At 40.9% G+C, this 13,936-nt stretch carries 8 protein-coding genes; 5 read left to right on the plus strand and 3 right to left on the minus strand.

The genetic code is table 11. The annotated features are described in order from the left end of the window. Positions 1-81 precede the first annotated feature (81 nt). Positions 82-3,174: a Calx-beta domain-containing protein gene (locus ACQY1Y_RS08465; protein ID WP_430014375.1), complete on the minus strand. Its 3,093-nt coding sequence runs from the start codon at positions 3,172-3,174 to the stop codon at positions 82-84. 1,140 nt (positions 3,175-4,314) lie between these two features. Between ACQY1Y_RS08465 and msrA the strand changes: the two genes are divergently transcribed. Next, positions 4,315-4,977, plus strand: a complete 663-nt coding sequence (gene msrA / locus ACQY1Y_RS08470) for a peptide-methionine (S)-S-oxide reductase MsrA (protein WP_430014376.1) — start codon at positions 4,315-4,317, stop codon at positions 4,975-4,977. Positions 4,978-5,154: 177 nt separating this feature from the next. On the opposite strand, the gene ACQY1Y_RS08475 is transcribed toward msrA, so the two are convergent. Continuing rightward, on the minus strand, positions 5,155-7,554 hold the full coding sequence (locus tag ACQY1Y_RS08475; RefSeq protein ID WP_430014377.1) for an ATP-binding cassette domain-containing protein: 2,400 nt from the start codon (positions 7,552-7,554) through the stop codon (positions 5,155-5,157). A gap of 196 nt (positions 7,555-7,750) precedes the next feature. On the opposite strand from ACQY1Y_RS08475, the gene sir reads away from it, so the two are divergent. From sir to ACQY1Y_RS08490, 3 genes are all read left to right on the plus strand, one after another. Next, complete coding sequence (sir, locus tag ACQY1Y_RS08480; RefSeq protein WP_430014378.1) at positions 7,751-9,688, plus strand: sulfite reductase, ferredoxin dependent; 1,938 nt, start codon at positions 7,751-7,753, stop codon at positions 9,686-9,688. A gap of 129 nt (positions 9,689-9,817) precedes the next feature. After that, the gene (locus tag ACQY1Y_RS08485; protein ID WP_430014379.1) at positions 9,818-11,077 is read left to right on the plus strand and encodes a DUF262 domain-containing protein; all 1,260 of its coding nucleotides are present in this window, start codon (positions 9,818-9,820) and stop codon (positions 11,075-11,077) included. Positions 11,078-11,079: 2 nt separating this feature from the next. Beyond that, positions 11,080-12,159 (plus strand): MAE_28990/MAE_18760 family HEPN-like nuclease, encoded by a 1,080-nt coding sequence (locus ACQY1Y_RS08490; RefSeq protein ID WP_430014380.1) that lies wholly within the window; start codon positions 11,080-11,082, stop codon positions 12,157-12,159. Between the two features lie 118 nt (positions 12,160-12,277). Here the strand turns inward: ACQY1Y_RS08490 and ACQY1Y_RS08495 are convergent, their stop codons facing one another. Further along, positions 12,278-13,207, minus strand: a complete 930-nt coding sequence (locus ACQY1Y_RS08495) for an NAD(P)H-dependent glycerol-3-phosphate dehydrogenase (RefSeq protein ID WP_430014381.1) — start codon at positions 13,205-13,207, stop codon at positions 12,278-12,280. Positions 13,208-13,483: 276 nt separating this feature from the next. Between ACQY1Y_RS08495 and ACQY1Y_RS08500 the strand changes: the two genes are divergently transcribed. Next, positions 13,484-13,915, plus strand: a complete 432-nt coding sequence (locus ACQY1Y_RS08500; RefSeq protein ID WP_430014382.1) for an NUDIX domain-containing protein — start codon at positions 13,484-13,486, stop codon at positions 13,913-13,915. Positions 13,916-13,936 lie beyond the last annotated feature (21 nt).

Consider the following 13,936-nt stretch of genomic DNA (forward strand, 5'->3'; position numbering starts at 1 on the left):
GGGGGGGGGATGGAGGCGACTCCATTCCCGACCCCTAACACGCCAGCTTGAGAAGATTCTTGTCACGCGATCAGGAATCCACTAAACAAAGAAGTTGGAAACAGTGATATTACCGAGAGCGGGTAATGTGCCGGTAATGCCTGTAACGTTAACCAGTAAGTCATTGGCATTTTGGAAACCAGCAACATTATCATTGACAATAATATAGGTTCCGGCTATCCCAACAGTGGTTACTCGAACCAGGGCCGCGCCATTAATACCAAGTGCTTGGTTTCCAGCTAAGGCACCATTGGCATCGGTAAAAACAGCATTCACGACGTCGTTTAAAGTGGTAGCCGCAGAATCGGCAGCACGACTAAAGGCAGCGGGGGCAGGCAGCACACCTCCTGCGGCACTGAGCAAATCAATTTTGTCGGAGCCGATCGCAAAATCAGTGATCCGGTCAGGGTTAGCGACAATAGACTGGGAAAATTGGAAGAGGAAGACATCGTTTCCTGCTCCCCCCGTCAAGGTATCGAGTCCAGCACCACCATTAAGGGTATCATTGCCCCCAGAACCGTTGAGAAGGTTATTGGCCGTGTTGCCCGTGATCACGTTATTACCTGCGTTACCAGTACCGTTAATGGCGGCTGTTCCTGTCAGTGTCAAATTTTCCACATTTGCCGCTAAAGTCGTGGTGACAGCGGCCGTGAGAGTATCGGTTATCGTCGTGGTAGCTGCCGTCTGCGTACCAAGAGCAGCATTAGTAGGGGAAGACAGAGTTAGAGTAAAGGTCTCATCTGCTTCATTAAGGGAATCATTGAGAATGGGAATATTGATGACTTGACTAGTAACATTAGGGGCAAAGGTTAGAGTTCCAATGGTGTCGGTGTAATCCGATCCCTCGGTTGCTGTACCGTTAGCAGTAGCATAGTTAACGCTGACGGTTTGGTTGCTTGCTTGGGAAAGAGTGACGGTGTAGGGGGCATTTTGAGAAGTGGTCAAACCCTCAACAATGGTCTGACTCCTGGGGTTAAGTGTAATCGTGGGTAATTGATAGTTGCCAAAATTAACATCAGTCAATTTTTCCCCTACTTTCAAGATCAAAGCGTAGGGGGTGCTAGGGGAGGTTTGGAGCCAGCCTGTTTGATTCACTTCTCGGATGGCATATTCTCCCGGTCCCAAGTTGGTAAAGCTGTATTTGCCGTTAGCGTCAGTAACTGTGGAAAGTTCCCAAGGATCTAGTGTTCCATTGGCAACACTATCAATGTAAATTGTCCAACCGGCTAGGGCTTTTTCACCTGCATCCCAGATGCCATTGGCATTTAAATCTTCCCATTTACTGCCTTCGATGCTTCCAAGTGGAGCTGCGCTTTGAAGTAGAGTTGCTATGTTTCCATTTTGAAATTCACTTTGCAGTGCCAAGTCCGCTGCCTGCTTTGCTCCCAGCAAGAAGGTTTTATCCCCCGTCACCAGAAAATCAAAAGCCGCCCCATTCAAAAACGCACCTTCCACAATACCAAATTCTCGTGCTATTGCGAAGGCGTTTGCCACTGCGTCGGGATTTTCTTTCGCTAGGGTTTCTAAGGAAATAAACTCCTTGGGAAAAGGGACAGGCTCGGGATCAGGTGTAGGCTCTATAATAACTATAGGTGAAATATCTATAGGTGATACAGTTGTGGACTTGGTCAATGTAGTCAAAAATGTGGTTGTTTGAAACAGAGATTCGCCCTTGCCAACTCGCCAACTGTCGGCAAACGTTGTATGTATTGTTTGAACAGAGGGATTAGGACCTAAGTTTGTGCCATCACGCAGAGCAAAATCATTGCTGCTATCACCATCGCCATTACCTAAAAGCCCTTGTAGCGAGCCAGCGCGATCATCAGAAGGATTGACAAAAACATCAACGTAGCTTCCATTGTCCGAGGCGATGACGACATCGTTGTCCTCGGCTGTGGAGAAATTACCGTCTAGTCCGGCATAGGTGAAGGTGTACTGATTCCCTGATCGCTGGATTCTCGTGTTACCAAACAATGCACTGCCGCCACTGCTTAGATTATACGTTGCTCCATCAACTTTTAATTCTTGGCCAATGGCAAGCTCTGAATCATAAACAAAAGTTTTGCCGTCTAGTCTGATCGCAAAGGCTGTATTAACAGAAACTTGAGCACCTGTGTACCAAGGTTTTTGAACGGTTTGCACTTGAAAATCATCAGTTAGAGACTTGACATAAATGAACGTTCCAACTGCTTGCAAATCATAGGGTTTGCCATCAAAGGTAGAAAGATGCACATCACCCCAGCCGTGGCCTTGACCAACTACCGGGCGGGAGGTAAAAAAGATCGAGAAATCTTGACCTGTAGAAACCGGAACAGAGCCGAGTGTACCATTAACGAAAACATTAAAACTGGTGTCCCACGGGGAAATACTCCACGATGGAAGATAAATTTGCTCTATGTACTCTACAGCACCAGCGCCAGTGATCAAATCCACGCCAGCGCCACCAGCAACAGCGTCAGTGCCGACAAAGCTAGACCCACCAAACCATGCGGCATTAAACGCAGTATAAATCGTGCCTGTGGTCGTTCCTTGTAGATAAACATCTAAGTTGGCGTCTGTATCAGTAGTGCTAGGTGTTCCCGTCCAGACTAAGGTAACTTTAGCAGATGAACTGGGACGGCGAGATATCCTGCCCAGGTTTACCGATATGCCCCGGAATGTATCTTCTGCTAGAAAATAGCTTAGAGATAGGTTGCCAAAACTTGCGTTTCCTAGGGCTTCTGCAAAGGTAAATGCACTAGGGTTTAAGCTATTTGGAGGAGGCAATGGACTGGTATTGGCTATATCTGTTGGTTCCCAGAGATTTGGATTCACTGAGCCAGAGCCATTTTGTGATGTGTGTATAAGTAACCCTTTTTCTGTGGAATCAAGAGTTCTAATAACGGTATCGTTTACGGCAGCAGTATATGGGGCTACGGAGTTAACGCCACCAAGTGAATTGCCTGCGATCGGTGTGTAAGGTGTATTGGTCGTCCAGGTGGCCGAGAAAAGTATATCTTTAAAGCGAGATCTGAAGTTAGGCCACCAGAGTGGTGAAAATGCAGTTTTTGCATTTTCATAGAGAAAGTTATCTTTATTGTCTTGAACCATTAATAGGTTTTGAGACCACAACAAATTCAATGGTGTAATAGGCATAGTGGTAAAAGTTTTGAACGCTTCATACACCACAGCTTAATCGTTCGCCTGCGCCAAATCAATAAGCAAAAATACTGAATTATCTGTAGCAGAAATGTTGAATTTGTACATAAAACTTTACATACAAACTAATAAGAACAGGCGTTCGCTTAGAGAGATTAAATTTCCCTCTTGGGATAAAATTAAGTTAACATAGCGCAGTTTATTAAGTAAAGTATTCCCATATATTTGAGGAATTTGCCTAAACTGTAAAATCTAATATACGATTAATATATAGCGGTTCTCGCATCTGTGCGGCACACTTAAACCTTTGCTGATTAAGCTGTTCAGGATCGGGAATGTACCTCTTGTGAATCAGAAACGCTATAGAACCAGTTTCAGTATCTAGGAGCATCACTAATTTCATCTGATGATAGGCCGACATCCAAAACAATTTGCTGGTCAAAGTCGAGCGAAGTGGACTCTGATCTAAGCCGAAAAGTCGAGACGTTGAATCGATAGCATATATTAGTTCGTGATTTAAGCTTAAATAAATCTGATTAAATGCTTGATAATCTCGGTTTTTACTGGCTTTAGAGAAAGTAGATAAGTCCACAGCTATCCCTTGATGATTTAGTCGAAAAAACAAATCTCGTAAGCTGCCGAGACTTTTATCGAAAATTAGATAAAGCCAGATAAGTACAAAGAGCCTTGTATTGAGAACAGAATAGTCATTTTTCGGTAGTCTTTTTAAGATTGTCTTGACAATTTATGCAAAATATTTTATCGTATAACTGATAATAATTATTGTCAGTTATATGCAACTATAATATCATATTTTAGTTGCTTTTTTGCTTTATAAAGCTATCATTCAATAGTTATGTATTTCTGTATGGGGGAAGTCCAGTTATTAAAATGAGGCGTTGCTGATTTGAGATATGAATCTTCTTTTCTGGTATTTTTAAAACCTAGAGCCAAACTAACTTTTTCATCTGATGCACAGTTGGCATTCATACCTTGATTCAGCAACGCCCAAAATCCCAACTCAGTAGATTGACAAAAATTGAGCTGCAGCCTCGGTTCTGATCACCGATCACTGAAATCCCTAAAATTAAGCGATAATGTAAAGTAAAGTCAAACTTTCTGGACGAATTATTTATTATGGTGTTATTCGGATTCGGCAAAAAAGTAACTTTGCCCACAGCAAGGGAAGCACTACCCGGGCGATCGGAAAAAATGCCCGTACCTAGCACCCACTACGTTAACGGTCATCCTTTGCAGCCCCCCTTCCCTGGCGGTATGGAAAGCGCAATGTTCGGTTTAGGCTGTTTTTGGGGAGCAGAGCGGAAATTTTGGCAATTAGAAGGAGTTTACACCACGGCCGTGGGTTATGCGGCTGGTATCACCCCCAATCCCACCTATCAGGAAGTGTGTACCGGCATGACTGGGCATAATGAAGTGGTCTTAGTGGTCTATGATCCCAGTGTGATTTCCTACGAACAACTGTTAAAGGTTTTCTGGGAAAGTCATAATCCCACCCAAGGAATGCGTCAGGGTAATGATACGGGAACTCAGTATCGATCGGGTATCTATACTTATAATCCCCAGCAAAAGCAATTAGCGGAAAAATCTCGATCGATCTATCAAGAAGCTCTCAATAAAGCGGGCCATGGTCAAATTACCACGGAAATTATCGACGCACCTGAATTTTATTATGCTGAAGTTTATCATCAGCAGTATTTAGCGAAAAACCCCGGCGGTTACTGCGGTTTAGGGGGAACGAAAGTGGAATGTCCGATCGCTCTTGATCTGAAGTTAAATTAAGTAGGGTTAGGAGTCAGTTATCAGTTATCAGTTATCAGTTATCAGTTATCAGTTATAATTTAGAATGTAGGTTCGGTTGAAGCATGAAACCCAACCCCCGATTATGTTACGCTACCGCTAACCCATCCTACCAATAATTGTGCCTCCCTACTTATCATTTATCATTCATAATTTAGATCATAAAATATCTTTTCTTTTTTGCAACCAATAGGTAAGGAGAAAATAAATAAGGGAATGAAGAATTAAAACTCCCCAATTCAATAACAAATTATTGATAGATAATTGATAAACTTGATTGACATCCTCAAAGGGTAAAGGGATATTAAAAGTATTTTGTTCTTTCGCTTCTGCAATCATAGCTTCCACCTCTACTAATACCCCGTAGGCAGCAATTGACCAGCGACTAATCATCAACCATGATAGATATTTCCCCAGACCTTCTAAGCTAAATAATACCCCAGCAAAGATAATCTGAGGGATTAAAATTAAAGGTAAGGCACTATTTGCTTGGGTGATATTATTAACGCCAGCAGAAATTAACAAACCGAGATTAATCGCCGCAAATATAGTTAAAAATGTGGTAATAAAACAACCAATTAACCAGGTCATTAACTCCGGCTGCGGGTCAGTAAATCCCCAAAATATCACGCAGGTAATTACAATTGTTTGCAGAAAAACTAAGGCTGCTAAAACCAGAATTTTTGAGAATAAATAGGGTAATAATCCCAGATTAACTAATCTTTCTCGCTGATAAATGGCTGATTCTTTGACAATTTCCTGTAGGGAACAGGCAAAACCTACCCACAATTCCGCGCAGGTAAAAACAAAGAGAGTTTTTAAGGCTAAAGTTGCCGATTCGATAGCCTGATCAAAACTGGGATTATCTCTCAAAAATAAAGGATCTTTGTCCCCTAAAACCATGGCCATTAAAAAAATTCCGATCGGGGCGGTTAATAGGTATAAAATTAAACTAAATTGATCACGGATAATTAACTGGCTATAGCGTTGACATAAAACCTGTAGTTGCGACCAAAAAGATTGTTGAACCTGTTGCGGTTTACTATGATTTTGCTGAAATATTTTAGCGATTCTTGCTTCAATATTATTTTTGTAGTAGTCGGATTGTTGGAAACGTTGGCATTCTTGCTCAACTTTTTCGCTAGTTTCCAGATGAATATAAATATCGGCAAAATCCCCCTGAGGTAAAGAGAAAAAATTTAAGGCCTCCCCCGGAGAACCAAAATAACATAAATTGCCTCCTTGACCAAGAAAAACTAATCGATCGCAGAGATTGATATTATTAGTAGCATGGGTGACTAGGAGAATTGTTCTGCCTTCTTTGGCCAATTTTGCCAGCAATTCCATCATCTTTTTATCTAAACCGGGGTCTAATCCCGAGGTGGGTTCATCTAAAAAGAATAATTTGGGATTAGCTAATAATTCTACCGCAATACTCACCCTTTTTAATTGACCACCGCTTAAGTCTTTGACTAAAGTATTTCTTCTTTCTAATAATTCCACCTGCTGCAGGGTTTTCTCGATCACTTCTTGGCAATTAAGATCGGGAGGTAGCCTTAATTTAGAAGCGTAATATAACACTTCTCCCACGGTTAAATCCCTGTGAACGATATCGTATTGGGGAACATAACCGATTTGGGTGCGATAGATATTAAAATTCTGGCGCAGCTCTTCCCCATTCAGATAAACAGTTCCCGAGGTGGTGGGTTCAATTCCTAATAAAGTCTTTAAGAAAGTCGATTTTCCCGCACCACTTCCCCCGACAATCGCCACTAATTGACTCGGTTCGATCGGTAGGGAGATATGATTGAGAATTATCAACGGTCGTTTCTTTTTATCCCGCACCATCCTGACGATATTTTCGGCATCCAGACGGATATTATCCCCTGTATCTAGTAAAACTAAGTCATCTCCCTGCAAACGAAAACTATAGGGTCCGATTCTCACCGTACAACCATTAGTTAAAATGGCACTACCCGATACTTTTTGTCCGTCGATAAAGACTCCATTAGTGCTTTTGTCGTGGAGAATATAACGATTTTGGTTATCGCTATCGATAATCGCGTGTTGTCGGGAAATTGTCGGAGCTTCTAAAACCACAGTGGCAGCATTATCTCGTCCTAAAACTACACTGCGATTGCTTAGGGAAACCGATTTAAAAGCTAAAGGTGGGCTTTTTACCTGTTGGTTAGGATGATAATAGGTAATCTTGACCGAATTTTTGACATCTTGACCGATATTAATCTCATCCCCATTTCGTAAAAGATAGCCCTCTTTGGGAGTAATGACGCGATTATTGATAAAAAGTTGATTGGAACTAGGATTAGTCCCGTCTCCATCGTAGATATAGTAATCATCTCCCTGACGACGAAAACAAGCTTGGACTCGACTCACCACCGTCCAGTGTTGGGGAACAACTAAATCCACCTGTTGACCATCCCGTCCCAATTTATAATTAGGACGACTCAGATTAATAGAAGGGAGAATTTCCCCCTGATTGTTAAGAATAATGTAGGGTTCTTGACTAATAACCGTTTTAATGTTAAGAGAATTGGTCATAAAAATTTGATCGGTAGATGGCGTTCGCGGGGGACGGTAAGAAGTTAAGATAGAATTAATGTCTCGATCGCTACTGTTAACCTCAGAGTCTGGAACGAACTCTAGAGATCATCTTAGTAAAACTTCTTAGGATCGATCGAGCTTGTCTAAATTCCTATTCCTAAGACCTATCCACAGGTTATCGTGCTGTTAGACGATGGTTACAACTCCTATTTCTCCTACCGCCAAGGTTTCTAAAGTCGAAGGTATCAAAGAACGCAGTAATTATCTACGAGAACCTTTGGCCAGTGAACTCCTCGAAGATACAACCCATTTTACCGATGCGGCGGTGCAGATCCTCAAATTTCACGGTTCCTATCAACAGGATAATCGCGACAATAGAGCCAAAGGTCAAGAAAAAGACTATCAAATGATGTTGCGTACCCGCAGTCCGGGGGGGTTTATTCCCGCGCAACTATATCTTACCCTCGATAGTTTGTCCGATCGCTACGGTAACGGCACTTTACGCGTGACAACTCGCCAAGGCTTCCAATTACACGGCATTTTAAAGAAAAATCTCAAAGCTACCCTCGGGGAAATTATCCGCAGTATGGGATCCACTTTAGCGGCCTGTGGTGATGTTAACCGCAATGTCACTGCACCGCCAGCCCCCTACAAAAATCGCCCCGAATACGGCTATGCTTGGGAATATGCCAATAATATCGCCGATTTGCTCACTCCCCAAACTGGAGCCTACTACGAAATTTGGCTCGATGGCGAAAAAGTTATCAGTGCAGAAGAAGCGCCGGAAGTCAAGACCGCGAGACAAAAAGATACAAATGGGATTAACAAAAACGATCCCATCGAACCGATCTACGGTCAACATTATATGCCCCGTAAGTTCAAGATCGGTGTCACCGTACCCGGGGACAACTCCATCGATATCTACACCAATGACATCGGTTTAGTGGTGATTACCGACGCAAACGGTCAATTACAGGGTTTTAACATCCTTGCGGGGGGTGGACTGGGAAGAACCCACAATAAGGAAGAAACTTTCCCCAGAATGGCCGATGCGATCGGTTATGTGGACAAAGAAAATGTGTACGATCTGGTAAAAGCGATCGTGGCAACCCAAAGAGATTACGGAGATCGCGGCGATCGTCGTCATGCCAGAATGAAATATATCCTCGAAGAATGGGGAGTAGAGAAATTCCGCAGCACTGTTGAGGGTTATTTCGGCCAAAAAATTGCCCCCTACCAACCCCTCCCCGATTGGAAATATCAAGACTTTTTGGGATGGAATGAACAGGGAGACGGAAAATTATTTTTTGGTCTTTCTGTGGAGAATGGCCGGGTTAAAAATGAAGGCAGTTTTCAGCTAAAAACCGCCTTAAAAGTGATTATCGAGCGTTTTGAGCTACCCATGCGCTTGACGGCTAACCATAATATCATTCTCTACGAAATTGAACCCAAGGATCAGCAAGCGATCGAGGCGATCCTGAAAGAACACGGAATTATCACTAATCCCGCCGAAATTGACCCTTTAACCCGTTATGCCATGGCCTGTCCCGCTTGGCCCACCTGTGGATTAGCGATTACTGAGTCAGAAAGAATTTTACCCAGCGTGATTGAACGCATTCGCACCCTGCTTAATCGCTTAGGATTAAGCAAAGAGGAATTTGTCATCCGCATGACAGGATGTCCCAATGGCTGCGCGCGTCCCTATATGGCAGAATTAGGATTTGTGGGTAGCGCTCCCAATTCCTACCAACTCTGGTTAGGGGGAACAGCCGATCAAACTCGACTAGCGCGCCCCTATTTGGATAAAATGGCGATCGATGATCTAGAAAAGGTCTTAGAACCGATTTTCGTTTACTTCCAACAGGATCAACAAAATAACGAAACCTTCGGAGAATTCTGTCATCGAGTCGATTTCCCTGCTTTACAAGCATTTTCAGCCACCTACACACCTAAAATGACCGAAACTACTACCACTGAATCAAAACCCAAACGCGTGCGTAAAAATCAAAACCGTGTCAGCGTCCCCGATGATATGTTTGTCCGTCTCAAGGAAGCTTCGGAAACGGAAAAACGGCCAATGAATCAAATCATCAATGAGGCGCTAGAGGCCTATTTTAGCCAAAAATCCTAATCAGTTATCAGTGACCAGTTATCAGTGACCAGTTGCCAATTGAAGAGAATTAACTTTTGAGAGTTATCTGGGAAGATTACCAATAACTCTTGATTCTCGTATATATCCTCAGTCTATGCTTAAAAATGAATGAGGGAAGTCCAGTCATATCAATTTGTACGCCTCTGGTGGGAAATTATGACAATCTCACAAACTAAAACAAATCCTTGGCAAAAACGTTCCCGAAAGGATGTTAAAAAATTATCAGATAATGAAATTAATGAAAAATATGAACAAGGTGAACGAAGAATATTATTAGAAATGAATCGAGAAAAGTTGCCTAGTTTTGCTGAGTCTTTAAATAAACCTAACTATGTGAAAAAGCGTCCTTTCTATCAGAGACGGGATCGCTGGGACGCACAAAAACAATCGAGACTAATTGAATCTTTTTTGATGAATATTCCCGTACCTCCTCTGATTCTCTATGAAACTTCCTATAACTCCTATGAAGTAATGGATGGTCAACAAAGAATCACAGCAATTGAGAATTTTTATAATAACAAATTAAAATTAACAGGGTTAGATATCTGGCCTGAATTAGAAGGAAGAACCTATGAAAGTCTTCCTGCAAAAATCAAAGATGGTATCAATCGACGAGCCATTTCAACTATAGTTGTTATTACCGAGTCTCTATCGGATCCAGAGGAATCTTTATCTTTAAAACAACTGGTTTTTGAACGCCTCAATACAGGAGGTGTATCTTTGAGTCGCCAAGAAATAAGAAACTGTATTTACTCTGGGAAATTCAATGAACTTTTATTAAAGCTTTCTGAGAATACTATTTTTGCTAAAGCTTGGGATATTCCTATTAATGATAAAGAAGAACTTAAAGAAAATGGATTTTATAAAAAGATGGAAGATGTAGAATTAATCCTCCGTTTTTTTGCCATGAGGGATATTGATCAATATACTGGTAATTTATCTAAATATCTGGATAATTATATGATGAAAAAAAGTCTTAATTTTTCCGACGAGAATATCCAAGAGTTCGAGCAAGTATTTAACCAAACTATAGAGTTAGTATCTAACATTTATCAGGATCAGTTATTTAAGCCTTTCGATAGTAAAACCAAAACACATAAATCGAAAGCTTATAAAGTTTACTATGATGCAGTGATGATCAGTTTCAGCAACCATTTATCTGATTATCAAGAATTAATTACTAGAAAATCAGCGATAATTGATGAAACTATCAGCTTATTTACTCAAGATTCCCAGGGAATTACTCATCAAGATAAAAAATTAAAAAAAGGACTTTTCACCGGAGAAGGGGATACCAAAGATGATATTAAAGCTCGTATTCAAATTTTTGATTCTCTGATTCAACGAGTTCTTAAGCAGAGTATTTGAGAATGTTTGAAGGACTTTTAAATAACCTAAAGGATGAGATAAAGACCATTCGATCAATAATTAATATCAGTGAAAAACTTAGAGAAATTATTGCGGATAATCCTTCACAACTCAACACAGAAGACTTAAAATATCTTCAAGCAAATGCTCCTTTAGGAGACAAGTGGCTAGTTAACGATCATTGTTCATCTATCACAAGGTTATATGCTCTTTACGAAAATTTTGTCGAAAATCTAGTGGGAGATTGGATTATTTTGCTGCCTCAATTATATAGTTGCTATCAAGATTTACCTGAATCTGTAAGAAATAAGCATCAGACTGGTTGTGCTACATTACTGGGCAATGAAAATAAAAGAAATCGCTTCGATTCTCTTTCAGAGAGGGACATTATCAAAAATTTATTTGATACTGAATACAAAAATACAACTAAATATAATCTCACATCAGCTGCTTTTTTGTTACATGAAGCTAATCTGAGAAAAGATCAATTAACCAGACTTTTAGTCGATGCTGGCATATCTGCAACTGATTCTTGGCAATGGATAGAAAATCATAAAAAAGTTAAGAATTTTATTGACAATAATAGTAGGGGTAGTGTGGAAAATGAATTAAAGAATTTTATAGAACTTCGTAATAATTCTGCTCATGGTAAAGAAATAGATACCGTTCTTAATGCCAATGAGTTACTACAATTATGTGATTTTGTCGAAGCTATATGTCAAGCTATGAGTGAATTAGTTCTTTATTGCTTTGTTGATAGGAAGAAAAAGATAGGAAAGCTTCAAAAGCTCGGTGAAATTGTCAATTGGTATCAACAAAAAAAAGCCTGTGCTATCAAAATATCAGATGAGCCACAGGAACCCAATAAAAGACTAGAAGTCGGTAAAAAAGTTTTTTTAGTCAGTGAAAATAAAAAAATATGTCAAAATGCTATTATTGAAAGTATTCAAATTAATAAAAATGGCAAAAATACCCCTCGCCGAAGAATTCCAATCAGAGAGATAAAAGATTCTGAAATAGGCTTAAAATTTGACAAAGAAAGTCAAAAAGGATTAGAAGTTTATTTAGTTATTTCGGAATGATTGAAATGAATATAGCGTTTCTGGTAAAGGTGAATTATAACCAGATTTGGCATCATTTCCCCACTCCCCAACCCCCCACTGATTACTGTTTACTGCTTACTAAAAAATCTCTTGTCTCTTAATCAAATTCTGCTTTTAAATCCCGACGCATTAATTCATAAACGGCAACTTGGGGAGAAATTTCCCCGCGCAAAAGACGATCAACTTGACAGGTAATCGGTACATATAAATTTTTTTCTTGGGCAATTCTCATCAAAACTTCTGTGGTATTTATTCCCTCGGCAGTTCCCTCTAATTTCGCTAAAACTTCCGGCAAAGATAAACCTAAAGCTAATTGATAACCCACTTGATAATTGCGGGATAAAGGACTATTACAGGTAGCTAATAAATCCCCTAAACCCGATAAACCGAAGAAAGTTTCTTGACAACCTCCTAGACAAGTTCCCACCCGAATTATTTCCGGTAAAGCGCGAGTTAATAGGGCAGATTTGGCATTAGTACCTAACTGTAAACCATCACAAACCCCAGAAGCGATCGCCATGACATTTTTAAGAGTGCCACCTAACTCTGTTCCCAAGGGATCGCTATTCAGATAAACCCGAAAAGATTCCCCAGATAATAATTTTTGTAACAATATTGCCGCTTTTTGCTGATAACTTGCTACCACCGTCGCAGCGGGTAAACCTTGATTAATTTCTTTAGCTAAATTGGGACCAGAAAGAACCACAAGGGGATTAGCGGGAAAAGCTTGATTCCACAGATGAAAAGGGGTACGAGTGGTGATTGGCTCTAATCCTTTAGTGGCGGTGACGATAATTGTGGAAGAATTTAATGGTAATTGCTGTAATTGTTCGATCGTGGGAACAACTCCTTTAATCGAAACTGCTGAAATAATTACATCAGTATCTGCTATAATAGCCCCTAAATCTTCCCCAGTATGACGAGACCAAACCCTAACAGTTAAGTGATTACGTCTAGCCAAATTAGCGAGAGTTTGTCCCCAAATTCCCCCACCTATAACCGTAATTTTCTTGGCATTTTCTAACAACTTTTATTCTCCTCCTTATTAGTGATCCCTGATCAGTGACTGGTTAGAAAAGATTCGATTTTAAGGTTATGAGTCTTAAATGAAATTATTGACCGATTACTGATAAGTAGGTAGGTGTTAAAAGTTGTCTGATCCCCCCTTATCAAGGGGGGCAGGGGGGATCCCCCCGCCTATCGGCACCCCCCTTATCAAGGGGGGCAGGGGGGATCAGAGGCAAAATCTATCTTCAATTTAATTATAACTACTTACTTAACTGTTCACTGATAACTGAAAAAAATGACACCCTATCGCAATCCTGCCCCCACTGTTGATATTATCATCGAACTGATCGACTCGCCCCACCGTCCGATCGTACTAATTGAGAGAAAAAATCCGCCCTTTGGCTGGGCAATTCCGGGGGGATTCGTGGACTACGGCGAATCGGTGGAAACGGCGGCAATTCGGGAAGCTTACGAGGAAATCAGCTTGCAGGTGCAGTTAATCGAGCAATTTCACGTCTATTCCGATCCTAGCCGCGATGCACGTCAACACACCATTAGTATCGTTTTTATCGCCACGGCAAAAGGAAAACCGATCGCTGCCGATGATGCCAAAAAAGTCGGGATTTTTCATCTCTGGGAATTCCCCCAAGCTTTATGCTTTGATCACGATCGCATCCTCAATGATTATCGTCGTTATCGGGATTATAAAATCCGTCCCACACATTAGACCTCTTGTAAAAATAAAAAA

It is taken from the genome of Microcystis ichthyoblabe FBCC-A1114, assembly GCF_050500245.1.
GTDB classification, from domain to species: domain Bacteria; phylum Cyanobacteriota; class Cyanobacteriia; order Cyanobacteriales; family Microcystaceae; genus Microcystis; species Microcystis ichthyoblabe_A.

Coding starts and splice junctions, on each gene's coding strand:
- ACQY1Y_RS08465 (WP_430014375.1), bottom strand. CDS start 3,174: ATGCCTATTACACCATTGAATTTGTTGTGGTCTCAAAACCTATTAATG.
- msrA (WP_430014376.1), top strand. CDS start 4,315: ATGGTGTTATTCGGATTCGGCAAAAAAGTAACTTTGCCCACAGCAAGG.
- ACQY1Y_RS08475 (WP_430014377.1), bottom strand. CDS start 7,554: ATGACCAATTCTCTTAACATTAAAACGGTTATTAGTCAAGAACCCTAC.
- sir (WP_430014378.1), top strand. CDS start 7,751: ATGGTTACAACTCCTATTTCTCCTACCGCCAAGGTTTCTAAAGTCGAA.
- ACQY1Y_RS08485 (WP_430014379.1), top strand. CDS start 9,818: ATGAGGGAAGTCCAGTCATATCAATTTGTACGCCTCTGGTGGGAAATT.
- ACQY1Y_RS08490 (WP_430014380.1), top strand. CDS start 11,080: ATGTTTGAAGGACTTTTAAATAACCTAAAGGATGAGATAAAGACCATT.
- ACQY1Y_RS08500 (WP_430014382.1), top strand. CDS start 13,484: ATGACACCCTATCGCAATCCTGCCCCCACTGTTGATATTATCATCGAA.